The organism is Alteribacillus sp. YIM 98480 (genome assembly GCF_009765375.1).
Classification (GTDB): Bacteria; Bacillota; Bacilli; order Bacillales; family Marinococcaceae; genus Alteribacillus.
In genome coordinates this window covers 66,982-93,320 of sequence record NZ_VTOK01000008.1, presented here as the reverse complement: position 1 = coordinate 93,320, position 26,339 = coordinate 66,982, and the positions used below count along the sequence as shown (strand labels likewise).

Here is a 26,339-nt window from a genome sequence, read left to right as displayed (position 1 = left end):
GGCCTTTTCATGTCAAAAGCAAAGTTATTCGACAAATTTTTTCATTTTCTTTTCATTCTTTCGATTTTTTTAGACGATTTTTCAGTTTAAAGAAGGAGTCTGAAAGTGAATATAGAATATGTAGTAGTAATCGAAAGGAGGAGTTTACTTGATGAATTACAATATTCGCGGTGAAAACCTAGAGGTAACTCCGGCACTTAAGAATTACGTGGAAAAGAAAGTGAGCAAACTAGAACGCTATTTTGATACCACGCCGGTGGCTGAAGTGCATGTGAAAATGCAGGTCCAAAACAGCGAACACATTATTGAGGTTACTGTTCCTATGCCTCAGCTCTTACTTCGAGCAGAAGAAACACACGCAGATATGTATGCCGCCATCGATCTTGTCGTTGAAAAACTCGAACGGCAGATCCGCAAGCATAAAACAAAAGTGAACCGCAAGTTCCGTCAGGACGGCAGTGTAAAATACATGTTTAAAGATAATATTGAAGATTTAAATGAAGAACTCGTTAACGGTGAATTTTCTAACCATGAATTCCCGGAAAGCGAAGTGGATGATTATGAAATCGTACGTACAAAGCGTTTTAATTTAAAACCGATGGATACAGAAGAAGCTATTTTACAGATGGATATGCTGGGACATAACTTTTTCGTATTTTCCAACGCTGTGAATGGTGATACAAACGTAGTCTATCGAAGAAGAGATGGACGTTACGGTTTAATTGAGCCGGAATAATATGTACATGCTGACAGCAGAATAAAAGCTGTCCTGAATAAAGAATATAAGAATGGCATTTGCCATCTAAATAAAGAATGAGGCTGTCTCTTTTTGAGGCAGCCTCTTCCGTTTGGCCAGGTTTCCTCCCCGTTGTAAGGATACACGGAAACTGATAAAATGATGAATAAGTGTGAAAAGATTCTCCATATACTGGGAAGGGACAAACCTTAGAGTGTAGAACCTTCCTATTATGAAAAGTACTATATGAATCTGTTGCAGCATTGCATGCGGGCAACATGCTTTTCTATGATATATTCCGTAGAAGGAAAAGAGAGGACGATGATAGCGTCATGATCGGTTTACTAAAAAAAGTAATCGGTGATACGAATCAGCGAAGCGTAAAAAAACTTCAAAAAACCGTCGATGAGATCGAAAATTACGCTGATGATATGAAAAAACTTTCCGATGATGGGCTGCAAGCAAAAACCGAAGAATTTAAAGAACGTTATGCCAGCGGAGAGTCTTTAGAAAAAATGCTCCCAGAAGCGTTTGCTGTTGTACGGGAAGCATCCACCCGTGTGCTCGGTTTAACACCGTTTCGTGTTCAGCTGATGGGTGCGATTGTTCTTCATGACGGCGACATTGCCGAGATGAAAACAGGGGAAGGGAAAACCTTGGTTGCAACCATGCCAGTGTATCTCAATGCGATAACTGGAAAAGGCGTTCACGTTGTCACCGTGAATGATTACCTGGCTGGACGCGACAGTGAAACGATGGGGGAGCTTTACCGTTTTCTCGGTCTTAGCGTCGGATTGAACCAAAAAGGAATGACGAAAGAAGAAAAACATGAGGCTTATTTGGCAGACATTACGTACGGTACAAACAATGAGTTTGGATTTGATTATTTGCGCGACAACATGGTGTTGTATAAGGAAAAAATGGTACAGCGCCCGCTTTATTTTGCGGTTGTCGATGAAGTGGACTCCATTTTAGTGGACGAAGCACGAACGCCGCTTATTATTTCAGGGTCAGTAGAACAGTCTACCAAATTATATATGGCTGCGGATGCCTTTGTTCGCCGCCTTAAGCTGGACGAAGATTATACTTATGATGAAAAAACGAAAAATGTACAGCTGACAGAAGAAGGCGTCAACAAAGCAGAGCAGGCCTTTCAAATTGAAAATTTGTTTGACCAAAAACATGTACAGTTGATCCACCACATCAATCAGGCGTTAAAAGCTCACGTTACCATGCATCGGGACAGTGATTATGTCATAGAGGAAGGTCAAGTGGTTATCGTTGACCAATTTACCGGTCGTTTGATGAAAGGCCGCCGTTACAGCGACGGTCTGCACCAGGCGATCGAAGCAAAAGAAGGCCTGCAGGTGCAAAAAGAAAGCATGACACTAGCATCGATCACGTTCCAGAACTATTTCCGTATGTATGAAAAGCTGGCCGGAATGACAGGTACAGCAAAAACGGAAGAAGAGGAATTTCGCAATATTTATGGAATGAACGTAACAGCTATTCCAACGAATAAACCGATTATTCGTGATGATAAGCCAGATATGATTTATAAATCCCGAGAAGGTAAATTCAAAGCAGTAGCCGAAAAAATTGAAGAACTGTACAAGGCAGGACAGCCGGTGCTTGTCGGTACGGTAGGCGTGGACACCTCAGAGCTTGTCTCAAGAATGTTGAAAAAAAGGAAGGTCCCTCATAACGTTTTAAATGCCAAAAACCATGAAAACGAAGCGAAAATTATTGAAGATGCCGGACAAAAAGGGGCGGTTACCATTGCCACCAATATGGCCGGCCGCGGAACCGACATTAAACTTGGTGATGGTGTAACAGAGCTTGGCGGTCTGTATGTGATCGGGACAGAGCGTCATGAGAGCCGCCGGATTGATAACCAGCTTCGTGGTCGTTCCGGTCGTCAGGGCGACCCAGGTGCTTCTCAGTTTTATCTGTCGATGGAAGATGAACTGATGCGCCGGTTTGGCTCTGACAATATGCGCGGCATGATGGAGCGTTTAGGGATGGAAGAAGATCAGCCGATTGAAAGCAAACTCGTCAGCCGCGCGGTCGAACAAGCTCAAAAACGGGTGGAAGGCCACAACTTTGACGCCCGTAAACAAATCCTTCAGTATGATGATGTGATGCGTGAACAGCGTGATATCATTTATGCACAGCGTATGGAAGTGCTTGAATCGGATAATCTCAGCAAAATCGTGAAAAACATGATTAAGTCGGTAATCGAACGAGCGGTTGCCTTGCACACTCCGGAAAATACAGTGCCGGAAGATTGGGACCTTGAAGCACTTGTGAATTACTTGAAAGGTACAGTCCTTACAGCAGAAGACATTACGGAAAAAGAAATCACAGGACTTGAACCAGAAGAAATAACAGAGCTTGTTTTAGAAAAAGTCAACGCCCGGTATGATGAAAAAGAAGAAGCAATGACACCGGAAATGATGCGCGAATTTGAAAAAGTCATTATGCTTCGCGCCGTTGACCGGAAGTGGATGAATCATATTGATCAGATGGACCAGCTCCGCCAGGGCATTCATTTAAGAGCATATGGTCAAAATGATCCGCTCCGTGAATACAAATTCGAAGGATTTAATATGTTTGAAGAAATGGTTGAATCCATCGAAGAAGAAGTGGCAACGTATGTTATGAAAGCGCAAGTACAGAATAACATCGAGCGTAAGGAAGTAGCAGAAGGAAAAGCCGTGCACGGCAACAATACAGAACGCCAGAACACAAAAAAACGTCCGATTCGAAAAACAGAAAACGTAGGAAGAAATCAGCCTTGTCCGTGCGGAAGCGGCAAAAAATATAAGCATTGCCACGGCCGGCAGGAAGCGGCACAATAGAAAACACAAATTTGAGGGGGGATAAGCGCCCCCCTCCTCTTTTTTTCCTAATACTACTGCTGGCATTAAAAACGACGGGAATCAATGCTCCAACCGCAGGATGGGGCGTTTGCAGCACCTTTTCTCGATTAACCGGTAAGAAACTCCAACTTTACATGAGGTGAGCTACGATGGATATGGCAGAGATACGCAATGAACTTTCTAATATGGCTAAGCGTTTAGCGGACTTTAGGGGGTCTCTTTGACCTTTCTGAAAAAGAGGAGCGCATTGCTGAGCTCGAAGAAAAAATGACGGAGCCTGGTTTTTGGGATAATCCGGAGCTTTCAAAAAAAGTCATCGATGAATCAAATGGTTTAAAAGAGAGTGTGAACGGGTTTAAAAAGCTCTCAAGTATGTACGATGACTTAGAAGTTTCGTATGAGCTCGTTAAAGAAGAAAATGACGAAGAGTTAAAAACGGAGCTCGAAGACGGCGTCAATGAGTTGAACCAAAAATTAAATGAATTTGAATTACAGATGCTCTTAAGTGAACCATATGACAAAAACAACGCTATTTTAGAGCTTCATCCAGGTGCTGGCGGTACCGAATCACAGGACTGGGCGGAAATGCTATTGCGTATGTATAAACGCTGGGCCGACCAAAAAGGCTTTTCCGTCGAAACGCTGGACTATCTGCCAGGAGATGAAGCAGGCGTAAAAAGTGTGACCCTTTTTATTAAAGGCCACAATGCGTATGGTTACTTAAAAGCAGAAAAAGGAGTCCACAGGCTTGTCAGAATTTCACCATTTGACTCTTCTGGGCGCCGTCACACGTCATTTGTGTCTTGTGAAGTGATGCCTGAGATGGATGAAGATGTAGAAGTTGAAATAAACACCGAAGATCTTAAAATTGATACGTACCGTTCAAGCGGTGCCGGTGGTCAGCACGTAAACACAACGGATTCGGCTGTACGGATTACACATCTTCCAACTAATACTGTCGTTACATGTCAAAACGAGCGTTCTCAGATTAAAAACAGAGAACGAGCAATGAAAATGCTCAGTGCTAAACTATATCAAATGAAAATAGAAGAACAGCAAAAAGAAATAAATGAAATTAGGGGAGAACAAAAAGAGATTGGCTGGGGCAGTCAAATCCGCTCTTACGTTTTCCATCCTTATAATATGGTTAAAGATCACCGCACCAATCATGAAATTGGTAATACGTCTGCGGTTATGGATGGTAATATTGATCCATTTATCGATGAATATTTGCGTTCAAGTATGAAGGCATAGGGGGAACATAGAGTCTGGCCTGCATAGCGGGGCCGGCTCCATTTTTACATAGAACTGTAAAGGCTTTCACTAATTGGAGGAGGTTTAACGTATGGATCTTGAGTTAAAAGGAAAAGCAGTTGTCGTATTAGCTTCTAGTAAAGGACTAGGCAAAGCAGCGGCCCGCCAGTTTGCGCTAGAAGGTGCAAAAGTAATGCTTTCTGGACGGAGTGAAGACACGTTAGAAAAAACCGCAAAAGAAATTCATACTGAAAGCGACAGTCCGGTTTATTGGAAAACATGCGATGTTTCAAAAGGAGAAGATATCGAAGCATTGATGGAAGAAGCAAAAGATAAATTGGGACGTATTGACGTGCTCGTTAATAATGCCGGCGGTCCTCCTGCTGGGACATTTATGGATATGAAAGACAGTGACTGGCAGGAAGCCTTTGAGTTGACGCTGTTTAGTTTTATCCGTGCTATTCGTGGAGCGCTTCCTGAATTGAAAAAGAACGAAGGGCGCATCGTAAATATTGCATCAGCCTCTTTAAAAGAGCCGATCGATCATCTTATTCTTTCTAATACTTTTCGCATGGGAATCGCGGGTTTATCTAAAAGTTTAGCCAGAGAGCTTGCACCGGATGGAGTGCTTATTAATACAGTAGGGCCTGGAAGAATCGCTACCGACCGCACAAAGAAGCTGGATGAAAAAAAAGCGGAGCGTACTGGCAAATCAATTAAAGAAATAAGAACAGAACTAGAAGCATCGATTCCGGCTGGACGATATGGTACACCGGAAGAGTTTGCAAAGCAGGTAGTGTTTCTCGGCTCTGGTGCAAATACATATGTTACCGGACAGACATTGCTTGTCGAAGGCGGTTTAGTAAAAGCTTATTAAAGAGTATAAACTATAAATGTATGCAGCGGTTTTAACTGCTGAAACAAGAGCTGCTCTAAATAAAGTATCATGTTTCTGACAGCAGGAGGTATGCGGGTTGTGGAATTGGGATAGACGGCGGCAGCCGATGCCGCGAAACCTTCAGGTTGCAATCAATACGATACTTATCTTCTTAGGATCAGCCATTGTAGCTGTATCTTATAATTTATTTTTACTGCCAAACCGTATCGCGTCAGGGGGATTAAGCGGTTTTGCAACGATTGTTTTTGAGGTTGTTGAAATAGAACCGGCCATTACCCTCTGGTCATTAAATATTCCGTTGTTTGCCGCTGGAATTTTACTTTTAGGCGGCTGGAAATATGGTGGAAAAACATTAGTAGGCACGTTATTTCTTCCGTTTATCGTTTACTTAACACGAAACGTCCAGCCTGCTGTAGAAGATCCCTTGCTTGGTGCTCTATTTGGAGGGATCGGTGTAGGAATTGGACTCGGCCTCGTTTTCCGCGCGCATGCCTCTACCGGAGGGACAGACCTCGCTGCTCAAATTATAAATAAATATACAGGCATATCTCTTGGAGCTTGTGTAGTTGTTATGGACGGACTGATTGTCGCAGCGTCTGCTTTTGTATTTAGTCTCGAGTTCGCTCTATACGCTTTAATCGGTCTGTTTGTAACGGGAAAAACAATTGATATTATTCAAACTGGTGTAGGTTATGCAAAAATTGCTTTAATCATTACGGACCGAGAAAAAGAAGTACTTGATTTAATTTTAACGAAAATAGATCGCGGTGTGACGAAATTAGATGGCCGCGGCGGATACACAAGTAATCCACGGCAGGTATTAATGTGTGTAGTAAATCGCAACGAAGTCACTAAATTGAAACAATTAGTTCAAACTGTTGATACGGAAGCTTTTGTCGTTGTTACTAACGCTGCAGAAGTTCTTGGTGAGGGTTTTAAAAAAGAAGCAGTAGGGTATAATAAGTAAGCGAAATTGGAAGAATGTTCATTTATATATTTATTGTAGGAGGGTGCATCATGAAAAAATTTCTGATGGCGGTCGCGGGAAGCGCTGTACTTATCCTCGGCGCCTGTGGCGGCGGGGAAGAAGACACTGGAGAGTCCGGCGGGGATGAAGGCGGCGGCGAAACGTTTGATGAAGCAGCTGCTGAAGAAAGCTATCAAGCAAACTGTGCACAGTGCCATGGTGAAAATCTAGAAGGTATGAATGGTCCGGAACTTCCAGGAGACCATTCTCAAGAAGAAGTGCTTGAAATGATTGAAAACGGCGGAAGCGGTATGCCGTCCGACATTATTGAAGGCGAAGAAGCTGAAAACGTAGCGGCTTGGGTTGCAGAGCAATAGTGAAAAAGGGGACCGGGGCACCCCGGTCCTATACCAATTTTAGAAAATGAGTCTTTTTTCCTAGTTATATTCCCTTCCCACTTATTCATATTACAGATCTTTTCTATTCTAAAACCCCTTATTTAAAAGGATTTTCTCCTAATCTATTTTTTTCTCGTTTATTTTGAAATGAAAATGTAATACTTTTATAGCATTTTTTTAGTTTAAAAGATGATATAATGTGTTGGTGGAAGATGACATAAAAATATGTTTCTTTCCTTTTTTCTACAAATTCTATGTAATGACAGCAAAATTACGACATGCTTGGTTTTGTTAAGCCTCTTTTCTTGTACTTTAGGAATGTTTAACTTTGTTAAAAGATCAAAGTATAAGCAAAACTACGGCATCCGCCATAAAGACTCGGCAGCCGAATTTTTCTAAAAAGGTAAGAAATTATAAATAGGGTTTCTTCCCCTTCGACGCCGGTCCGCAGGCGACCCTGCTCGAAAGCTCCAGAACCTGTCGCGGTTGACCAGGGCGCTTGCGCTTTTATGATGTAAAAACTCAGCAAGCAGCGGACAAGCAGCTCAGTTATCTGCCCCTTAGAAATTGTTTGCTTCAGGAAGTGATGAGTATGATAGAAATGATAGATGTGTCGAAAACCTATTCAAATGGTGTGAACGCTTTGAATGATATCGACATTTTGATTGAAAAAGGAGAATTCGTTTACGTTGTAGGCCCTAGTGGAGCAGGGAAATCTACTTTTATAAAGATGATTTACCGGGAAGAAAAGCCATCTCAAGGCAGCATTATAATCAACGGAGCTGATCTTACTACGCTTAAAGAAAAGCACGTTCCGTATTTGCGCCGCAAAATCGGCGTTGTTTTTCAGGATTTTAAACTGCTTCCAAAGCTTTCCGTTTTTGAAAATGTTGCATTTGCGCTTGAAGTTATTGAAGAACAGCGCGATGTCTTGCGAAAACGTGTAATGGAAGTGCTTGATATCGTTAAGCTTAAAAATAAAGCTCGATTTTTGCCTGATGAATTATCAGGGGGCGAACAGCAAAGAGTTTCCATAGCTCGTGCCATTGTAAATAACCCGCGTGTAGTGATAGCGGACGAGCCAACTGGCAACCTCGATCCAGATACGTCATGGGAGATCATGGATATTCTCGAAGATATTAATCGCAGAGGCACAACTGTTCTTATGGCTACCCATAATCGCGAAATCGTAAACACAATAAAAAAACGAGTAATCGCGATAGAATCCGGCCGCATTGTTCGTGATGAGATGAGGGGGGACTACGGTTATGAAAGGTAGAACTCTTGTACGTCACGGAAAGGAAGGCATGAAAAATCTCGGCCGCAATGGCTGGATGAGTTTTGCATCGATTAGTGCAGTGACCATTATGTTAATGGTTGTTGGTGTTTTTTTGATTCTTATTTTAAATATGAACCATTTTATGTCGACTGTAGAAGAAGATGTAGAAGTTCGAGTGTATGTTGATTTAACTGCGTCCGAAGAGGAACAAAAGGAATTAGAAGAAGGGCTTAACCAAATAGATCACGTAGAAAGTATTACATACTTAGGAAAAGATGAAGGCCTTGATGAGTTAATAGAAAGCCTTGGCGAAGAAGATAGAGCAGCTTTTGAGTCTTTACGTGATGAGAACCCATTAAATGATGCTTTTATTCTACAAGCGGATGAACCGCAGCTTACTGAGGAAGTTGCTTCACAAGCGGATAAACTTCCTCATATAGACCGGGTTGATTACGGAGAACAAGTTGTGGAGCAGTTGTTTAATGTCACGAACGTGTTGAGAACGATAGGGATTGTCCTCGTGTTAGGGCTTATGTTCACAGCTATGTTCTTGATATCGAACACTATTAAGCTTACAATTGTAGCTAGACAGAAAGAAATTCAGATTATGAAACTAGTAGGCGCCACGAATGGATTTATCCGCTGGCCGTTTTTTCTTGAAGGTCTGCTGCTCGGTGTGCTGGGAGCCATTGTACCCGTTGCGGCTGTAATGGCAGGATATCACTACCTTTATGATAATTTCGCCGAACGTTTACGGTTAAATTTTGCAGAGCTTTTGCCGGTTTATCCGCTGACCTTGCAGGTGACGCTTGTTCTGCTTGGGATCGGAGCGCTCGTTGGCGTTTGGGGAAGTCTTACGTCTGTTCGTAAATTTTTAAAAGTTTAAATGTATGGTCAGGGAAACATATAGAGGAGGAAACCTGGGGATGAGGAAACAGTTAGTTAGGAGTGTACTAGCATTTGCTATAATTGCTGTAGGCTTTACATATGGAAATGCAGAAAATACAGCGAATGCCAGTTCGGAACTGCGTCAGAAACTAAGCGATTTAGAAGAAAAAAGAAACAGCAATGAAGCAGAATCCGAAGAAACGAAAAAAGAAATGGAAGAACTTGAGGATGATATAAAAGAAGTAGAAAAGGAATTAAGAGAGCTTGATGAGGAAATGACCGAGACGAACGAAAAAATCTCGGAAAAAGAAGAGGAAATAGAAGAAACGGAAAATCGAATCGATGACCTTCGGGAGCGTATTAAAGAGCTCGAAGAACGGATTGCCGAACGGGATGAATTATTAAAAGACCGGGTGCGAGCGATGTACCAAAATGGCGGTTCCGTTGATTACTTGGAAGTTCTCATGGGTGCAAAAAGCTTCGGAGATTTTATTGACCGTGTATCTGCGCTAAACACGATTGCTGAACAGGATAGAGAAATTTTAGAAGCACATATTAAGGATCAAGAAGAGTTAGAAGATGCAAAAGAAGAAGTAGAAAAGGAGCTAGCATCTCTTGAAGATAGCTTGGAAGAATTAGAGGACTTAAAAGAAAAACTCGAAGGGCAAAGAGAAGATAAAAGTGATATTCTAGGCGACCTTGAAGAAGAAGAGGAACTGTTAGAAGAAGCACTCCTTTCCCTAGAAGATGAAGAGGCACTGCTTAAAAAGCAAGAAGAAGCTGCAGAACAAGAACTAAAAGCTTATGAAAAACGTCAAAAAGAAAAACAACAAAAATCATCTTCCGGCTCAAGCGGTGGAAGCTCAAATGACAATCCAAGCGATGATGTCCCATCAGCAAACGCGAGTGGAGAATTGATGAGACCAGCTACTGGTTCTGTCACTTCCGAATATGGGCCGCGCTGGGGTAGAATGCATCATGGTACGGATATCGGGCAAGGCGGCCGTTCGAACGTTCCGATTGTGGCAGCTGGTGATGGAACCGTTGTCCAGGCCAAATATATGAACGGCTACGGTAATACCGTCCTCATTTCTCACCGTATAGATGGCAAACAAATTACTACCTTGTATGCTCATATGTCCTCAATAAGCGTCTCTTCTGGAGAAAGTGTATCAAAAGGAGATAACATCGGAATCATGGGCAACACCGGTGCATCTCAAGGGCCTCACCTTCATTTTGAAGTACACGAAGGACCTTGGAATGGATCAAAATCAAATTCTGTGAACCCACGTAAATATGTAGATTTTTAGAAAAAACAGACTGTCCTATAAGTCGTTTATGAAATGACTTATGGGGCAGTTTTTTTCAAAAGGTAAGAAATTATAAATAGTTGGCATTTTATGTCTAGCGCAAGCGCCTACTCGCTCGAGATTCCTTCGGTCCGTCAATGGAAAGCAAAGATCAGCTTTCCGTATGCCGCCTCTCCAGGACTTGTCGCTCGTGAGCAAGGCGCTTGCGCTTTTCTTATGAAAGGTAACATCACATAAAAAAATAATAAATTTTCAAAATATTGTTGACATTAACTAAAATGAGTCCTATAATTTAGTTTACATTGATGATATGTAACGGGTTACACATCATTTTATACTTTAGTTTAACTTTGTTAAAGGATCAAAGGATAAGTAAAAACTATAACTTTCGCCATAAGGACTCGGCGGATATTATTAAGATGGTAACAGGAAGGTTAGGTATGACAACGATAAAAGATGTAGCAAAACATGCACAGGTTTCGGTTGCGACCGTATCAAGGGTGTTAAATAATAATGGATATGTGAACGAAGATACGAAAAAAAAAGTAGTACGTTCTATTGAAGAATTAAATTATAAACCAAATGCAGTTGCAAGAAGCTTGTTTAAAAAAGAATCAAAAACTATAGGTTTAATTATTCCAGATATTATGAATCCGTTTTTCCCTGAATTAGCACGTGTGGTAGAGGACGTTATGAACAAGCGAGGCTACACCGTCATCCTTTGTAATAGTGATGCAAATCCAGAAAAAGAAGCACATTATTTAGATGTGTTAAAGAGAAAATATGTGGATGGTGTCATGATTGTTACCAACACCCTGCAGCAGGATCATATTAAAGAATGGGAACTCCCGCTTGTCGGGTTGGATCGTCCTCTCGAGCATACAGTGCCATCTGTTTATTCTGACAATGTTCACGGTGCATGTTTAGCTGTCTCATATTTGAAGGAAATTGGCTGTCAACATATTGCTCACATACAAGGCCCGCTTACAATTGCTAATGCAAAGCAGCGTTATCAAGGATATAAACAGGAAATAGAAAAGAATGGCTCATTTCAAGAAGAGCTTGTTGTACCTGGGGAATACCAATGGCAAACAGCAGAAGCAGCAACCATTTCATTATTAAAAAAACACCCATACGTAGATGGAATATTTGCAGGAAACGATGTGATGGCTTTTGGAGTCATGAAAGCAGCTATTAAGACAGGAAGAAACATTCCAGAAGATTTGCAATTAATCGGATTTGACAACATTTTCATGAGTGAAATGATGCACCCGTCCTTAACGACCATAAGTCAGCCAATAGATGAAATGGGAAAAAAAGCATCTGAACTGCTGCTCTCTTTAATAAAAGGAAATGTAACTGTAGAATACCCAAAACCTTTTAAAGCAACTCTTAAAAAAAGAAGCTCGACATTGCAAGTTTGAAGGGGAGAGAAGTCGATGGGGCCGCGTATAACGGTAATAGGAAGCATTAATATGGATCTTATGACAACAGTAAGCACAGTCCCTCAACAAGGAGAAACAGTACTTGGAGAAGATTTTACTATGGTACCAGGTGGAAAAGGAGCAAATCAAGCTGCAGCTGCCGCTAAATTGGGAGGAGATGTGCATTTTATCGGCCGTGTTGGCAATGATTTGTACGGCCATCAATTAATGGAGCATATGCATCAACAAGGTGTTTCTATAGACAACCTGGAACCGGTTACAGGTTTTCCGACAGGCATTGCTACTGTATTGCTTTCAGAACAAGACAATCGAATTATCGTTGTGCAGGGAGCAAATCAGGCTGTAACACCTGCTATTGTAGAAATGCATGAAAAGGTTATTGCTGAATCAGAAATCATGTTGTTACAGCTCGAAATTCCGCTCGAAAGTGTCCATAAAGCTGCAGAACTTGCCAATAAACATAGTACAAAAGTGATTTTGAATCCAGCTCCTGTCCAATATTTACCCGAAACCCTATTAAATTATATTGATGTATTAACTCCCAATAAACATGAATTTGACCAATTATTTACAAAAACACAAAAGCAGCAGAGAAAATCACAATGCGTTATCACAAAGGGAAAAGATGGGGTTCTGTTTACGGACAATGATGAAGAAATAAACATTGAAGGCTATAAAGTCCCTGTGGTGGATACGACAGGGGCAGGAGATACTTTTAACGGAGCTTTAGCTGTTGCGGTATCCAAGGGGAAATCGGTTAGTGAAGCCTGTACGTTTGCTAACGCTGCTGCTGCTTTATCTGTACAAAAATTGGGGGCACAGGCAGGCATGCCCAATATGAAAGCTGTTCAACATTTTATCTCATCAAACAAACAAAAGAAGGTAATTAAAGACTAAGTGAAATGCTAAATCCCAGTCTTTATTTTGTGGAGGTGTAAAAATGAATGAATCTGTTCAGTTTTTAAAAAAACTAATAGAAATCGACACTACCAACCCGCCAGGTAACGAGAACAAGGTAGCAGACTTTATAGAAAACCATGCATTAGATAGTAACCTTCAAATACAAAAAACACCGCTAGTAGAGAATCGTTCTAACTTACTTTTGGAATGGGGGGAAGGAAAGGAAATTGACTTGTTGTTGTCCGCGCATATGGATACGGTCCAAACCGGCTCTTTAGACATGTGGGATACGCCCCCGTTTGATGGAGAGATAATAAACGGCAGCATGTATGGCAGAGGTACTGCTGATATGAAAAGTGGTTTAGCCGCTATGTACTTAGCATTATTACAAGTATCAGAAGAGATGCAACATACCGATAAGAACATAGCACTTGCATTAACTGCAGGAGAAGAAGTTGATTGTGTAGGAGCAAAAAAGCTTCTTGGAGATTTAAACTGGTCATTGGTTAAAAGAATCATGATAGGGGAACCAACCAATAATGAAATAGCTGTAGGGCATAAAGGTGCGTTATGGATAAAGGTTCAATCTTTCGGAAAAACGTCGCATGGATCCATGCCAGAACACGGAATCAATGCTATTGATCGTCTCCATCGTGTATTACGCGACATATATAAAACCTTGGAAGAAAGAAAAAAGGTTCATGACACTCTAGGAGCAAGTACGTATTCTCTTAATCAAATGGCTGGGGGAAATCAGCCCAATGTTGTACCCGATTACTGTGAAGCTGTAATTGATATAAGAACTGTTCCGCCGGAAGACCATGAAACATTATTCAAAGCCCTGCAAACACAAGTAGAAGAATGGAAAGATGTCACATTGACCGTTTTATTGGACCGTCCTCCTGTCTTTACTCCAACAAACAATGAATTTGTTCAAGATATTTGCAAATGGACAGATTCCACGAATACTAGAACGGTTCCTTATTATACTGACGGCTCTGTATTTAATCAGGACTCTCGTATACCAATGATCATGTTTGGGCCTGGCCAGGTGGAAATGGCACATCAGCCAAATGAGTTTGTCTCTATCGATGCATACCTGCAATCGATTAATTACTATAAGAATATTATTATGCAAGTACTAGATACGTAATATGTCCCCCAAGTCGCGTGAATTAATCTGCCAGAATATTTCTCTATTTTGTATTGACGGATTATTGGAAAAAGTCTAAATTTAATTATAAGATTTGTCATAACATCATAATGACATAACAAATGAATGACACAAAGGGGAGGGGTTTTTATTAGAGGTCAGCTGGTAGACCGACAAAATGCGGTACCTCTTTACGCCCAATTAAAAGAAATTATAAAGACAAAAATCGATAAAAACATTTGGGCAGCGGGAGATCTAATCCCGACAGAAATGAGTCTCATTCAAACATATGAAGTGAGCCGCACAACGGTAAGGCAGGCTTTAAGCGAACTCGTATCAGAAGGTATTTTATATAAAATACAAGGGCGGGGAACGTTTGTTGCTGAACCTAAATTAGAGCCTATTCGCCCGAAATTGACGGGTTTTAAAGAGGATATGGAAGATGAAGGTCATGTCGTAGACTCACTGATTTTAAATGAAGGCTGGGAAACAGTAAAGGGGAAAGAATGGAATCCCTTTTCCTTAAATGAAGGAAACAAAGTATATCGCCTTAACCGGCTGCGAAGAGTAAATGGAGTCGTTATTGGAATCCACCGGACGATTTTAAATATGAATTTGTATCCAGAGGTCAATCTGGAAAAACATAACTTTGAATCAGAATCATTATACGAAACGCTGAGAAAATATAACATTCCTCTAGGAGAAGCTCATGAATCGGTGGAAGCAAGCACTGCTTCTTTCGAACATGCAAATCATTTAAATGTTGAACCAGACACATTGGTTTTGAAGTTACAACGATTTACAAAGCTTCAGGATGGACGGTTGTTTGAAGCGGCGGATATGATTTATCGAGCAGATAAATACAAATATAAAACTATTTTATACTGAATCATTATAACGAAGATTAAATTCGATTTGATAATCAAAATAGCACTATGAAATAGATTCAGCTGATAATAAGTTTAAAATTCTTATTTCTGCCGTTTAAGAAAAACTATAATCAATAAAGGGAGGGAATGAGTTGAGTGATAAAATTTTTCCAAAAAAACCTAATTATATCACCAGTATTTTCCAGAAAGACAAGCCTGTTATCGGCATGATTCATCTTAAACCACTTCCAGGAGCTCCTCATTACAAGGGAGGAGGATTGAAAGAAGTTTTTGAATGGGCTGTAAAAGATGCAGAAGCATTAGAGGCTGGCGGGGCAGATGGTTTTATCATAGAGAACGCATGGGACCTGCCATTTTCCAAACCAGAAGATATAGGGTATGAAACGGTCGCTTCTATGACAGCAGTAGCAGAGAAACTGAAACAATATACTTCACTGCCCATAGGAATTAACTGTTTAGCTAATGGTGCTGTGCAGGGACTCTCCGTTGCTTGCGCGGCAGATCTGCCATTTGTCCGTGTTAATCAATGGGTGAATGCTTACATTGCCAATGAAGGCTTTGTCGAAGGGGCGTCTGCTAAGGCTATGCGCTATCGTTCCTCTATTAAAGGAGAAAATATTAAGCTTTTCACGGATGTTCATGTAAAACATGGAAGTCATTCGATTGTAGCGGATAGAAGTTTATCCGATCAAACTCATGATGCTATTTTCTTTGATAGTGATGTTCTAATTGCCACGGGAACAAGAACAGGAAGCGAAACTCAATCAGAAGAGATCCTGGGAATAAAAGATCATACAGAACTACCGGTCATTATTGGAAGCGGGATGGATATCAAGAATGCCCATCGGCTCCTCTCCATTGCAGATGGCTGTATTGTTGGAAGTTCATTGAAAAAAGAAAATAAATGGTGGGAGCCTGTTTCAAAAGACAAAGTTACATTGTTTATGGAAGAAGTGGAAAAAGCTAGAGAAGGAGAAACGGTCTTAGATGGGTAATCGTTTAGTAGTGATGGGAACGATTAATATGGACCTTATAGCTAAAGTTCCGCGTTTTCCAGTAGTTGGGGAAACAATTGCATCCACAAAATATATAGAAAGTTTGGGAGGAAAAGCGGCGAACCAGGCCATTGCTGCAAAACGAATGGGAGCAGAAGTCTCCTTTGTAGGAAAATTAGGGGGTGATTCGTTCGGCAGGGAATTGTCAAAACAATTAAAAAACGAAGGGCTTGATATTGACCAATTAAGGGTGGCTGAAACATTATCTACTGGGACATCGATGATAACCATCAATGAAGAAGGCGAAAATATGGTAGTTACAAATTTGCAGGCAAATGCGGAGGTATCTAAAGAAGAAGCAAAGCATGCACTTTTAGCATTGGGGAATGCAGATGCAGCGCTCTTACAATTAGAAGTACCTCCAGATGTTATCGCCACTATTATAACACTATTAAAAGAAAAAAATGTCCCTATTTTTATGAACCTTGCACCAGTCATTTCATTTTCACGAGAGATTCGTAAATTGGTAGATGTCCTCATTGTTAATGAAATTGAAGCGTCTCAATTAGCCGGTATGAACGTATTTGATAAAGAAACAGCTAAGCAGGCTGTTCTTATCATTAAAGAAGACAGCGAGCAGACAATTGTGGTTACTATGGGAGCTGCAGGCGTACTTGTTTACAGTGAAAAGCAATTCTATTTTTTCAAAGCACCATTAGTTAAAGCGGTAGATACAACAGCAGCTGGAGATTGTTTTTGCGGGGCGTTAACCGCCTACTGGTTAAAAGATAAAGATATGTTAAAAGCAGTTGAAAAGGCTGTGTATGCTGCTTCATTATCAGTTACCCGCTACGGGGCAACAACATCTCTGCCATTTGAAAAAGAAATGGCCGGTTGTATAAGCAGACATTAACGCCTAATCTCCTTACCAGCAAGTGAACCGTGTTTACAATATATTTGGTAAAGCTGATTTACCATCACACTTATTTGAATTTTCATTTTATTTATATTATTGAGATTTATTAAATGTAAAAGCCTTTCGGAAGAAAAGATAATCTCAAGCTTTATTTTATATCGTTAGGAATGTAAGAAAATAACATGTTTTTCCATTAAATAAATAGGGGGCAATATAATGAAACGTCATTGGAAATATTCTGCTGGGGTATTTGGTTCTATGTTATTTTTGCTAACAGCTTGCGGGGAAGTGGAAAACACTGGCGAAATGGATGGCGGAGAAGAAGCAAACGGTGAGCAACCAGATGTAGAAACGGCTGTTGAAACAGATGATGAAGAAGCTCCAACTATTGGCATGACAGTAATTAACCAGGAAGCTTTATTTTTTACTGAAATGGTAAAAGGAGCAGAAAGCCAAGCGGAAGAAGCGGATGTTAATTTAACCGTGTTTAACGCAAATAATGATTCAGTAGAACAATACAATGGAGCGGAAGATTATATTAGTGCTGGGGTTGATGCCTTAGTTATAAATGCCATCGATGTAGAAGCTATGAAACCGATTGTAGATAAAGCGGAAGAAGAAGGTATCCCTGTTATTTCAATTGATTCAGTTATTGAGCATGACGGAGTAGACGTGCAGATAGGAGTGGACAATTATGAGTCCAGTGTAGAATTAGGTGAATACTTTAATGAATATGCAGAAGAACAATGGGGAGATGAAGAAGTGAAAATTGGTGCTATTTCTGCTTTGAACTCTCCTATTCAAATAAACCGCCAAGACGGTTTCATGGATACCATCCTTGAAAATGAAAATGTAGAACTGGTGAATACAGTAGATGGGGAAAACGTTCAAGAGAAAGCTCTTTCCGCTTCGGAAGACTTATTTACTGCAAATCCAGATATGCAAGCAGCATTTGCAACAGGAGAGCCGGCATTTATAGGAATGGTGTCTGGGGTGCGCTCCCAACAGGCTCAAGACAATCTTAAATTATTTGGATGGGATTTGAGTGAGCAGGTTGTTGAGGGTATTGACGATGGATATGTAGAAGCAGCTTTACAACAACATCCGGACGAATATGGATCGGAAGCCATAAAAGCAGCTCTGGCCCTGGTGGAAGGAGAAGAAGTAGAAGAACAAATTGATGTTCCTGCAACCGTTGTAACAGAAGACAATGTTGATGAATTCCGTTCTCTCTTTGAATAAAAAGTACAATCATTCGTCTGAAATAAAGGAGCTGTTCCAATGAAAGACTTTGACTATCAAATAGAAATGCGGGATATCGAAAAATCGTTTGGGGCTGTTAAGCCCCTCCAAGGTGTTGACTTAAAACTGGAAAATGGGGAGTGCTTAGGTCTTTTAGGGGACAACGGTGCAGGGAAATCGACCTTAATGAAAATTTTAAGCGGTGTTATTATGCCTGATAAAGGAACGTTTTATTTTGAAGGGGAAGAAATTAGAATTAGTAACCCGAAAGAGGCGAAAAATATAAAAATAGAAACAGTCTTTCAGGACTTAGCTTTATGCGACACGCTAAGTGTAGCCAGTAATATGTTTTTGGGAAGAGAACCTTTAAAATCTGGAAGATTAATAGATCAAAAAAAACTGCATCAGCAAGCTAGAAATGAACTAGATAAATTAGGGATAAACATTGCTTCAACCAAGCTTCAAGTTCAAAATATGTCGGGCGGACAGCGGCAGGCTGTTGCTATAGCAAGAGCCATGATTTTCCAGCCGAAAGTTTTAATTATGGATGAACCAACAGCGGCATTAGGTGTAAAAGAAGTAAGAATGGTTTTGGATTTAATTAATACCGTGAAAGCACAAGGGGTCAGTGTCATTTTAATTACTCACCGTTTACAAGATCTTTTTGAAGTATGCGACCGGCTGATGGTTCTGCATGAAGGTAAATGTATTGATGACCGCGGCATTGACCAATTTACATTAGAATCTGTTGTTCAATCAATCATGGGTAATCCGCAAGAGGTGAGTATGGTATGAGGGAAGAAAAAGCACAGGTAACCACGGATGTTCGAAACTTGGAATTGTCCCATTCATGGAAACAATGGATGATAGATCACAAACAAATACTAAGTATATTCGGAATATTACTATTGATTAGCGCATTTTTTTCGATTGCGAGTGCTTCCTTTCTAAGCTATAGCAATATGATGAACTTAGTCATGCAGCTGGCACCTAATTTAATTGTTGCTGTTGCGATGACTTTCGTTATTACGACCGGGGGCATTGATCTTTCCGTAGGTTCTATTCTTGCATTGGCCAGCGCCTTAACGGCTGTATTATTAAGCGCTGGAACAGCCAGTCCCCTTGTTTTGCTGATTGTAATAATAGCAGGGATAGCAATGGGATGCATCAACGGTTATGTTGTGGCCTATCATAATATTCCTCCTTTAATTGTTACCTTAGCAGCCATGTTATACGTAAGAGGGCTGGCACTTCTTATCACTGGCGGTTATTCTATAGCCATTTCTAGTGATGCAGGACTCACGAAAATAGGTATTGGGTCCTTTCTGGGGGTTCCTGTTCCAGCGATTTTAGCTGTCATCATTATGGTTTTTGGTGTGATTGCTTTAAGGAACAGCCGGTATGGTACGTATGTAACAGGTATTGGCGCAAATGAAGAAGCAGTGAGGCGCGCAGGTGTTAATACAAAATATGTAAAATTAATAACATATATGTTTAGTGGAGGAGCAGCAGCGCTGGCCGGCCTTATTCTGGCCTCACGATTAGGTTCAGGGTCATCTAACATTGGCATGATGTTTGAATTAGATATTATTGCTGCTGTTGTACTTGGCGGTACTGCATTGTTTGGCGGAGCCGGTACTATTTTAGGTTCTCTTATCGGGGTTACCATGATTGGGGTTATCAATAACGGACTTACTTTAATGCAAGTTTCTCCATATATTATTCAAATCATGGAAGGGCTCGTTTTACTAATGGCCGTTATAATCAACGTTCGGGTATTTGGCAAAAAAAGAATGTAAGGAGCTTTTATGATGCAAACAGTTCAAACGGTACTTGGAGAAGTTGATATTAATGAATTAGGAATTACTTTAATGCATGAGCATCTTTTGGTAGACAGGCGCCACCTTTGGAAAAAACCAGCGCATATTTCGGATGATTTTGCTTATGCAGACGTCTCCATGCCCATATTAAACGAACTAAGGCATGAACCGTATTCCAATTTTGATAATAACTATTATTTGGATACGGACCTTGCAGCAGAAGAAGTAAAAGTATTTCAAAAAGCCGGGGGCCGATCCATTGTAGATGTCACCCCGGTAGGTATAGGGAGAAACCCTGAAGGCTTAAAAGATATAGCTGTAAAAACCAACTCTCCTATCATAATGGGATGTGGATATTATTTAGAAAATACCCATCCTTCTTTCATTTCAACACGCTCAGTAGAAGAAATTGCCGAATGTATATATCATGATCTGTTTGAGGGTGCAGGGGAAACAAACATTAAAGCAGGTATTATTGGAGAAATTGGCATAGGCCCCAATATGACAGATCAAGAGGTAAAAGTACTTCGAGGTGCAGCAAAAGCTCAAAAACAAACGGGGAAAATATTAACCGTTCATCTGCCAGGATGGGAGCGCTATGGCCATTCTGTGCTTGATATTATTGAAAAGGAAGGGGCAAATCCTGAACAAGTCATCTTAGATCATATGAATCCAAGCTTAAACGATATGGAATATCAAACATCCTTGGCCGATCGGGGAGCATTTTTAGAGTACGATATGATTGGAATTGAGCTATTGTTTCCAGAAGGGCAATCACCATCTGACCAGCAAAGTGCAGAAGCTATCGTGAGACTGTTAGAAAAAGGCTATGAGTCTTCTATTTTGCTCTCTCAGGATGTCTTTTTGAAAAGTCTGTTAAAACATTACGGGGGCGGAGGATTTGCTCATATTTTACAGCACTTTGTACCGAGGTTGAAGCGTCTAGGCGTTTCTGATGCAGAAATCGACCAGTTGTTAATAGAAAACCCCAAACAAGTTTTTAAAAGAGCTGAAGGTTAATGAATAAAAAAGAAAAAATGCATGAACAATGGCTGAACATCGTACATCACAGCCCAAGACCAGCAGGCAGTAAAAATGAACAAACGATAAAAAATTGGCTGAAGGCAGCAATTGCAGAGGAAGGATATGAAGCTTCTTCGCAAAAATTTCCGTATACAAGCTGGGAGCTCACTTATTTTTCAGGCTTAAAGCAGCTGCACCCCGTAAAGGATACGATAGAATCTTTTCCTGCTGTTGGAAGCACTTCCGCTAAAAATATTAACGGTTATGTCCAGCGTATCGGTTATACCAACATATGGGACATGTATAAGTGGCCGAGGTATGCTGTAGTAGATAAAGAAGGGAGTGTTACAGCATATATTACGGCCAGGCCGGATGGTGAAGTACTCAGTCAAACCTTATTAGAAGAGTGGGCTTACCCGCACCTGATTATAGGGGCATCCACGTATTTAAAATGGGAAAAATCTCTACGGGAAGGAGAACAAGTTGTGGTCGCCTTTTCGTTGGAAACGAAAATGGAGACTAGATTTGACGGGGAGAACATCAGTGTTTCTCTCTCCAATGGCGAAAATAAAGAAGCAGTGGTGGTCGGCGCGCATTACGATAGTATGTACAATACAAGAGGAGCTTATGATAATGCTTCTGGAACAGCCGTTCTACTCGAATTGATTCGAACGATAAAACCAGAACAGCTGCCTGTACACGTGAACATCGTCTTTTTTGGTTTGGAAGAATTACTATTATCAGGAAGTAAAGCATACGTCCAATCCATGAAGGAGAAAAAAGAAACGCCTCGCTTCATGTTAAACATTGATGGGATTGGGCGCGGGGAAGTTTTAGAAAGCTGGTCTACTTCTAACATAGAACGGAAACTTGCTTATGCAGATCTGGAAAAAAGAAACCTTTTTCCGAATTCATCTGTAGTCATTCCTCCTCCGCCAGGGTCCGATCATCATCCCTTTGTAAAAGCAGGCTGTGAAGCACTCATGCTTACCGTGAATGATCAAGAGATTATTCATACTTTTAAAGATGAACCGGACACGAATATCTTTGAAAATATGAAAAAAGTAGCAAAATACGTAAAATATATTTTAGAAAATTATAAATAAAAGGAGACGTTATGAACATGAACGTATTATTAGTAGGAGAATCGTGGACAAAACATACTATTCATGTGAAAGGTTTTGACTCTTTTACGACTTCAGAATATGAAGAAGGGGCCCACTGGTTTCGGTCGGCGATGAAAGAAGCAGGTATGGACTTAACCTATATACGTGCTCATGAAATTGATGAAAAGTTTCCTTTAGACTTGGGGTCCTTAAAGGAATTTGATGTGGTTCTCTTTAGTGATATCGGAAGCAATTCGTTTTTGCTGCCCGCTCAAACGTTTAATCACTCTAAACGCACACCAAACCGTTTGCAGCTGGTTAAAGACTATGTAAACGATGGCGGGGGCTTTGCTATGATTGGCGGCTACCTTTCTTTTCAAGGAATTGAAGCGAAGGCGAAATTCAAAGGAACAGTTATTGAAGAAATATTGCCTGTTCAATTAGAAAGCGGAGATGACCGGGTCGAAGTTCCTGAAGGGGCAGCACCCGTTGTGCATGACAATCATTTGGTATTAAAGGATGTTCCAAAAGAATGGCCTGGATTCTTAGGATATAACCGGGTGACAGTCAAGAATGAAAGTGATTTAGTAATGACTATCGGAAAAGATAACGATCCTTTTCTTGTGACGGGTTCTTATGGCAAGGGACGTACAGCTTCTTTTTCCAGCGACTTTGCTCCACACTGGGGCCCGCCGGAATTTGTAGAATGGAAATATTATAATATTTTTTGGAAACAATTAGTGGAATGGCTTGCGAATAACTAAATCAATTGTTTTTAACTATGTTGTAATAAAACGTCATCATATGAACGAGAGATTTCGGACCTTATCTTGCTGAATTGTACTTTAAAGTACTAATTTACACTGGACAGAAAAACGACATCTTCATAGCGTTACCATGGTTTGGAAACTTAGCGGAGATATATCAAAGTAAATAAAGACCTTTATGATAGGGTGTTGCTGCTAGGGGATATTCCTTACACTTCTTTTAGTCTGGAGTAATTAACCGTTTAATATATTACAGAAAACTATTCTCTTACTGTAAACGTTGATTTTACAGGGATTTCTTTTATCGTCAACCATATTTCACAACAAAATATTTATGCACATCCTTGTTCATATGTTTAAAGGATGTGTTTTTTATACTTTAGGAAAGCATTACCTTTGTTAAAGGCTCAAAGTATATTGCCATAAGTCGATGGCGAGCAAAGTTTTTGTATGAAAACAAACATTTAATTAGGTTCATATGCGATTTTAGAGATCAAATTGTTTTTCACGGTAGATGGTGGCGGCACGCCAACAAGTTTTCTTTATAAACCTTACTTTGAAAGGGTTCTCATCATTTGATATGATTAGTTGTAATAAATTCACATTGATAAGTAAGGATTTAGCTATGCAATCAAACAAGAATAATGATTCCAACATTTTAAAAATATCCGTCTTTGGCGGATTTTTGTTTACTATCGTGGGGATTACGTGGGGAATTGCCGCCAATTCACAAATGATCATCTTTGATGGATTATATTCCTTTATTAGCTTGGGTCTTTCTTTAATGTCGCTTTTTGCTTATTCATTTATACAGAAAGAAGATCAAGAACGTTTTCAATATGGTAAAGATGTCATTGAACCCCTGGTTATTATCTTTAAGGCAAGTGCAATTATAGCTATGTGCCTGTTTGCTTTTTCTACTTCGATGATTGACTTTTTTAAAGGAGGACGGGAGGTTGCCATTGGTTCTGCTTCTTTATATGCATTGATTGCTACTGTTTTATGTGGTGTTATTTACAGCATTATGAAAAACAAACAGGGGAACTCCGAATTTGTAAAAGCTGAGGCTGCCCAATGGTTCATGGACACTATATTAAGTGGAGCTGTACTTACTGGTTTTGTGATCGCGCTTTTACTAAAAGAGACAACATTTGCTTTTCTAACTTCCTATATTGACCCCGTGATGGTGTTAATTATTTCATTGTATTTTTTGAAAGTTCCGTTTCAAATGCTGATAAAAAATGCCAAAGAATTGTTGTGGATGGCACCTTCAGCTCATATTCAACTCCAAATTACACAAGCAGTACAAGAGACAAAAGAAAAATATCATATCTTTGAAGATTTCACGAGAGTGACTAAGGTAGGGAAAACCATTTTTATTGAGATTGACTTTGTTTTAGACGAACATACAAGCATACAGACGGTGGATGAATTTGATATGGTTCGAGAGGAGTTATATCAGAAACTTCAAATGGAAGGACATACGAATTGGTTTACTCTCTCCTTTACCAAAGATAGAAAATGGGCGTTGTAAACGGAGTACCCCTGGCATATAAAGAGCCAACCTAGCAGTACATGAAAGGTTGGCTTATTTGTTGAATAAATTTCCTAAAATAGTTGTACAAAAATCCCATACGCGGAAACATATTACAGGACGTCCTGCAAAATGGACTTAAAACAAGGTTTTACGGAGGTCGCGTTCAGCTTCCGTTTTTCAACATTATCCTAAAACTTCTCTCAGCTTTTCAACAACGGTACGTATATCTTTAACTTCAGAATAACGTCCAAGACTGAAACGAATCGCTCCTTTTCCGACTTCCTCGTCTACTCCCATGGCCTGGAGCACATTAGAAAGTTCAACGGTATCAGAATGGCATGCCGCACCGGTAGAAGCGGCAACTTCTGGGATGCGGGCAAGAATCTCCTGGCCGGTATATCCAATGAAACTAACATTTAATGTGTTAGGTAAACGTTCTTCAGGATGTCCGTTGAGGTGAACTCTGGACCCAAATGATTCCTGCAGCCTTTCCCAAAAATCGTCTCGCAGCGCTTGAATGGTTTCCATACTTTTGTCGTATTGCGCAGCCTGACAAGCTTGTCCGAGCGCCCCGGCAAGAATGACATTTTCAGTGCCTGCTCGTCTGCCTTGTTCATGACCTGCTCCGTGCATAAAGGAAGGGAGCGTCTTGTCTTTTCGCATATACAATGCGCCAATGCCTTTTGGAGCATATAATTTATGACCAGCTATCGTTAGAAAATCAACACCTAGCTTGTCGACATTTACTGGAATTTTTCCAATAGATTGAGAGGCATCTGTGTGAAAAGGAATGCCATGTCTTTTCGTGATGGCTGAGATCTGTTCGAGCGGCTGAACGGTTCCGGTTTCATTATTGGCGTGCATAACAGACACAAGCACTGTGTTCTCTGTTATGGCTTCGTTTATATCAGCAGGGTCTATTTTTCCATATGTATCGGTATCTACGTACGTTATTGAAACACCATGCTGTTCTAGATAGCGGCACGGTTCAAGGATAGCAGGGTGTTCTGCTTTGGTTGTAACGATATGGCAGCTTTTCCCAAGGTTTGCTTCCACGATCCCTTTTAGGACGTGATTGTTAGACTCCGTGCCGCCGCTTGTGAAAATAACTTCTTCTGAGGCAGCACCTATTAAGCTTGCAACCTGTCCTCGTGCTTTCTCGAATGCTGTTTTAGCAGGAGAGCCAGCCCAATGAGAAGCGGAAGGGTTGCCATATGCTTCATCAAGCAAACGGGTTATTGTTTTTTTTACTTCTGGAGCAAGCGGCGTGCTCGCATTGTAATCCATGTAGATGTTTTCCATTGCTTATACACTCCTCCTTTCTGTTTACTTTACCTTAATTATTCTCTTACTCGCAATGTACAAAATTGGAATGAAGCCTCTTTATGCCGGCTTGTTCTGCTGGTATTAGGAGGGTAAAAGAAAGATCAGACTCGTGTTGAAAGCGCGGGAAAAAGAGAAGAGCCGACCCCAGTTGGAAGTGTCGAAAAAGAAAGAAACGCTGAAAAGAAGGAAGGAAGAGCTGAAAAGAGGAGGAGAAACGCTGAAGGAGAGAAAAGAAGAGCTGAACTTGAAGCAAGAAACGCCGAAAAAGAAAGAAGCGCTGAAAAGAAGGAAGGAAGAGCTGAAAAGAGGAGGAGAAGCGCTGAAGGAGAGAAAAGAAGAGCTGAACCCGAAGCAAGAAACGCCGAAAAAGAAAGAAGCGCTGAAAAGAAGGAAGGAAGAGCTGAAAAGAGGAGGAGAAGCGCTGAAAGAGAGAAAAGAAGAGCTGAACCTGAAGCAAGAAACGCCGAAAAAGAAAGAAGCGCTGAAAAGAAGGAAGGAAGAGCTGAAAAGAGGAGGAGAAGCGCTGAAAGAGAGAAAAGAAGAGCTGAACCCGAAGCAAGAAACGCCGAAAAAAAAGAAGCGCTGAAAAGAAGGAAGGAAGAGCTGA

At 40.7% G+C, this 26,339-nt stretch carries 25 protein-coding genes; 24 read left to right on the top strand and 1 reads right to left on the bottom strand.

All coding sequences use genetic code 11. The annotated features are described in order from the left end of the window. Positions 1-151 precede the first annotated feature (151 nt). The 23 genes from hpf (at position 152) to FZF09_RS11560 (ending at position 24,403) form a co-directional block, all read left to right on the top strand. On the top strand, positions 152-736 hold the full coding sequence (hpf, locus tag FZF09_RS11670; protein WP_158736909.1) for a ribosome hibernation-promoting factor, HPF/YfiA family: 585 nt from the start codon (positions 152-154) through the stop codon (positions 734-736). Positions 737-1,068: 332 nt separating this feature from the next. Further along, positions 1,069-3,597 carry a preprotein translocase subunit SecA gene (gene secA, locus FZF09_RS11665; RefSeq protein ID WP_158736770.1) on the top strand — a complete coding sequence of 843 codons (2,529 nt, stop codon included), beginning with the start codon at positions 1,069-1,071 and terminating at the stop codon, positions 3,595-3,597. Between the two features lie 170 nt (positions 3,598-3,767). Further along, a protein-coding gene (gene prfB / locus FZF09_RS11660; RefSeq protein ID WP_158736769.1) for a peptide chain release factor 2 occupies positions 3,768-4,872 on the top strand; the annotation gives its coding sequence in 2 pieces (ribosomal slippage) (positions 3,768-3,839 and positions 3,841-4,872; 1,104 coding nt in all). A gap of 91 nt (positions 4,873-4,963) precedes the next feature. Further along, complete coding sequence (locus FZF09_RS11655; protein WP_158736768.1) at positions 4,964-5,749, top strand: SDR family oxidoreductase; 786 nt, start codon at positions 4,964-4,966, stop codon at positions 5,747-5,749. A 127-nt stretch (positions 5,750-5,876) separates the two neighbouring features. After that, positions 5,877-6,737 carry a YitT family protein gene (locus FZF09_RS11650; protein WP_158736908.1) on the top strand — a complete coding sequence of 287 codons (861 nt, stop codon included), beginning with the start codon at positions 5,877-5,879 and terminating at the stop codon, positions 6,735-6,737. Between the two features lie 50 nt (positions 6,738-6,787). Next, complete coding sequence (locus FZF09_RS11645; protein ID WP_158736767.1) at positions 6,788-7,114, top strand: c-type cytochrome; 327 nt, start codon at positions 6,788-6,790, stop codon at positions 7,112-7,114. A gap of 613 nt (positions 7,115-7,727) precedes the next feature. Then, on the top strand, positions 7,728-8,414 hold the full coding sequence (ftsE, locus tag FZF09_RS11640) for a cell division ATP-binding protein FtsE (protein ID WP_158736766.1): 687 nt from the start codon (positions 7,728-7,730) through the stop codon (positions 8,412-8,414). After that, positions 8,404-9,300, top strand: coding sequence for a permease-like cell division protein FtsX (ftsX, locus tag FZF09_RS11635; protein WP_158736765.1), 897 nt, complete (start codon positions 8,404-8,406; stop codon positions 9,298-9,300). Before ftsE ends, ftsX begins: the two co-directional genes overlap by 11 nt. Positions 9,301-9,340: 40 nt before the next feature. Continuing rightward, entirely contained in the window at positions 9,341-10,612 is a 1,272-nt protein-coding gene (locus FZF09_RS11630; RefSeq protein WP_158736764.1) for a murein hydrolase activator EnvC family protein, read from the top strand. Positions 10,613-10,702: 90 nt separating this feature from the next. Next, complete coding sequence (locus FZF09_RS11625) at positions 10,703-10,849, top strand: hypothetical protein (RefSeq protein ID WP_158736763.1); 147 nt, start codon at positions 10,703-10,705, stop codon at positions 10,847-10,849. Positions 10,850-11,052: 203 nt separating this feature from the next. Beyond that, entirely contained in the window at positions 11,053-12,036 is a 984-nt protein-coding gene (locus FZF09_RS11620) for a LacI family DNA-binding transcriptional regulator (protein ID WP_158736762.1), read from the top strand. Between the two features lie 15 nt (positions 12,037-12,051). Continuing rightward, a complete protein-coding gene (gene rbsK / locus FZF09_RS11615; protein ID WP_158736761.1) occupies positions 12,052-12,954 on the top strand; it encodes a ribokinase in 903 nt (300 codons plus the stop codon). A 43-nt stretch (positions 12,955-12,997) separates the two neighbouring features. Beyond that, on the top strand, positions 12,998-14,110 hold the full coding sequence (locus tag FZF09_RS11610; RefSeq protein ID WP_158736760.1) for a M20 family metallopeptidase: 1,113 nt from the start codon (positions 12,998-13,000) through the stop codon (positions 14,108-14,110). 126 nt (positions 14,111-14,236) lie between these two features. Further along, on the top strand, positions 14,237-14,998 hold the full coding sequence (locus FZF09_RS11605) for a GntR family transcriptional regulator (RefSeq protein ID WP_158736759.1): 762 nt from the start codon (positions 14,237-14,239) through the stop codon (positions 14,996-14,998). A gap of 133 nt (positions 14,999-15,131) precedes the next feature. Then, positions 15,132-15,995 carry a BtpA/SgcQ family protein gene (locus FZF09_RS11600; RefSeq protein ID WP_158736758.1) on the top strand — a complete coding sequence of 288 codons (864 nt, stop codon included), beginning with the start codon at positions 15,132-15,134 and terminating at the stop codon, positions 15,993-15,995. Then, positions 15,988-16,908, top strand: a complete 921-nt coding sequence (locus FZF09_RS11595) for a ribokinase (RefSeq protein WP_158736757.1) — start codon at positions 15,988-15,990, stop codon at positions 16,906-16,908. The genes FZF09_RS11600 and FZF09_RS11595 overlap by 8 nt, the downstream gene beginning before the upstream one ends. Positions 16,909-17,127: 219 nt before the next feature. Continuing rightward, positions 17,128-18,153: a substrate-binding domain-containing protein gene (locus FZF09_RS11590; RefSeq protein ID WP_233269479.1), complete on the top strand. Its 1,026-nt coding sequence runs from the start codon at positions 17,128-17,130 to the stop codon at positions 18,151-18,153. Between the two features lie 39 nt (positions 18,154-18,192). Next, positions 18,193-18,948 (top strand): ATP-binding cassette domain-containing protein, encoded by a 756-nt coding sequence (locus FZF09_RS11585; RefSeq protein WP_199256782.1) that lies wholly within the window; start codon positions 18,193-18,195, stop codon positions 18,946-18,948. Beyond that, positions 18,945-19,952: an ABC transporter permease gene (locus FZF09_RS11580; protein WP_199256781.1), complete on the top strand. Its 1,008-nt coding sequence runs from the start codon at positions 18,945-18,947 to the stop codon at positions 19,950-19,952. Before FZF09_RS11585 ends, FZF09_RS11580 begins: the two co-directional genes overlap by 4 nt. A 9-nt stretch (positions 19,953-19,961) precedes the next feature. Beyond that, positions 19,962-20,993 carry a phosphotriesterase family protein gene (locus FZF09_RS11575; protein ID WP_158736756.1) on the top strand — a complete coding sequence of 344 codons (1,032 nt, stop codon included), beginning with the start codon at positions 19,962-19,964 and terminating at the stop codon, positions 20,991-20,993. Next, positions 20,993-22,102, top strand: a complete 1,110-nt coding sequence (locus tag FZF09_RS11570; RefSeq protein ID WP_158736755.1) for a M28 family metallopeptidase — start codon at positions 20,993-20,995, stop codon at positions 22,100-22,102. Before FZF09_RS11575 ends, FZF09_RS11570 begins: the two co-directional genes overlap by 1 nt. Positions 22,103-22,119: 17 nt before the next feature. Next, complete coding sequence (locus tag FZF09_RS11565; RefSeq protein WP_158736754.1) at positions 22,120-22,866, top strand: glutamine amidotransferase; 747 nt, start codon at positions 22,120-22,122, stop codon at positions 22,864-22,866. Positions 22,867-23,494: 628 nt separating this feature from the next. Then, positions 23,495-24,403, top strand: a complete 909-nt coding sequence (locus FZF09_RS11560) for a cation diffusion facilitator family transporter (RefSeq protein WP_158736753.1) — start codon at positions 23,495-23,497, stop codon at positions 24,401-24,403. 186 nt (positions 24,404-24,589) lie between these two features. Here FZF09_RS11560 and FZF09_RS11555 read toward each other — a convergent pair whose 3' ends face one another. Beyond that, positions 24,590-25,708, bottom strand: coding sequence for a cysteine desulfurase family protein (locus FZF09_RS11555; RefSeq protein ID WP_158736752.1), 1,119 nt, complete (start codon positions 25,706-25,708; stop codon positions 24,590-24,592). Positions 25,709-25,880: 172 nt separating this feature from the next. Between FZF09_RS11555 and FZF09_RS11550 the strand changes: the two genes are divergently transcribed. Further along, a complete protein-coding gene (locus tag FZF09_RS11550; RefSeq protein ID WP_158736751.1) occupies positions 25,881-26,318 on the top strand; it encodes a hypothetical protein in 438 nt (145 codons plus the stop codon). Positions 26,319-26,339: the final 21 nt, after the last annotated feature.

Coding starts and splice junctions, on each gene's coding strand:
- FZF09_RS11610 (WP_158736760.1), top strand. CDS start 12,998: ATGAATGAATCTGTTCAGTTTTTAAAAAAACTAATAGAAATCGACACT.
- FZF09_RS11590 (WP_233269479.1), top strand. CDS start 17,128: ATGAAACGTCATTGGAAATATTCTGCTGGGGTATTTGGTTCTATGTTA.
- FZF09_RS11605 (WP_158736759.1), top strand. CDS start 14,237: ATGACACAAAGGGGAGGGGTTTTTATTAGAGGTCAGCTGGTAGACCGA.
- FZF09_RS11570 (WP_158736755.1), top strand. CDS start 20,993: ATGAATAAAAAAGAAAAAATGCATGAACAATGGCTGAACATCGTACAT.
- FZF09_RS11595 (WP_158736757.1), top strand. CDS start 15,988: ATGGGTAATCGTTTAGTAGTGATGGGAACGATTAATATGGACCTTATA.
- FZF09_RS11560 (WP_158736753.1), top strand. CDS start 23,495: ATGCAATCAAACAAGAATAATGATTCCAACATTTTAAAAATATCCGTC.
- FZF09_RS11580 (WP_199256781.1), top strand. CDS start 18,945: ATGAGGGAAGAAAAAGCACAGGTAACCACGGATGTTCGAAACTTGGAA.
- FZF09_RS11655 (WP_158736768.1), top strand. CDS start 4,964: ATGGATCTTGAGTTAAAAGGAAAAGCAGTTGTCGTATTAGCTTCTAGT.
- FZF09_RS11620 (WP_158736762.1), top strand. CDS start 11,053: ATGACAACGATAAAAGATGTAGCAAAACATGCACAGGTTTCGGTTGCG.
- secA (WP_158736770.1), top strand. CDS start 1,069: ATGATCGGTTTACTAAAAAAAGTAATCGGTGATACGAATCAGCGAAGC.
- rbsK (WP_158736761.1), top strand. CDS start 12,052: ATGGGGCCGCGTATAACGGTAATAGGAAGCATTAATATGGATCTTATG.
- FZF09_RS11650 (WP_158736908.1), top strand. CDS start 5,877: ATGCCGCGAAACCTTCAGGTTGCAATCAATACGATACTTATCTTCTTA.
- ftsE (WP_158736766.1), top strand. CDS start 7,728: ATGATAGAAATGATAGATGTGTCGAAAACCTATTCAAATGGTGTGAAC.
- FZF09_RS11585 (WP_199256782.1), top strand. CDS start 18,193: ATGAAAGACTTTGACTATCAAATAGAAATGCGGGATATCGAAAAATCG.
- FZF09_RS11645 (WP_158736767.1), top strand. CDS start 6,788: ATGAAAAAATTTCTGATGGCGGTCGCGGGAAGCGCTGTACTTATCCTC.
- FZF09_RS11555 (WP_158736752.1), bottom strand. CDS start 25,708: ATGGAAAACATCTACATGGATTACAATGCGAGCACGCCGCTTGCTCCA.
- FZF09_RS11565 (WP_158736754.1), top strand. CDS start 22,120: ATGAACGTATTATTAGTAGGAGAATCGTGGACAAAACATACTATTCAT.
- FZF09_RS11630 (WP_158736764.1), top strand. CDS start 9,341: ATGAGGAAACAGTTAGTTAGGAGTGTACTAGCATTTGCTATAATTGCT.
- FZF09_RS11625 (WP_158736763.1), top strand. CDS start 10,703: ATGTCTAGCGCAAGCGCCTACTCGCTCGAGATTCCTTCGGTCCGTCAA.
- hpf (WP_158736909.1), top strand. CDS start 152: ATGAATTACAATATTCGCGGTGAAAACCTAGAGGTAACTCCGGCACTT.
- ftsX (WP_158736765.1), top strand. CDS start 8,404: ATGAAAGGTAGAACTCTTGTACGTCACGGAAAGGAAGGCATGAAAAAT.
- FZF09_RS11575 (WP_158736756.1), top strand. CDS start 19,962: ATGATGCAAACAGTTCAAACGGTACTTGGAGAAGTTGATATTAATGAA.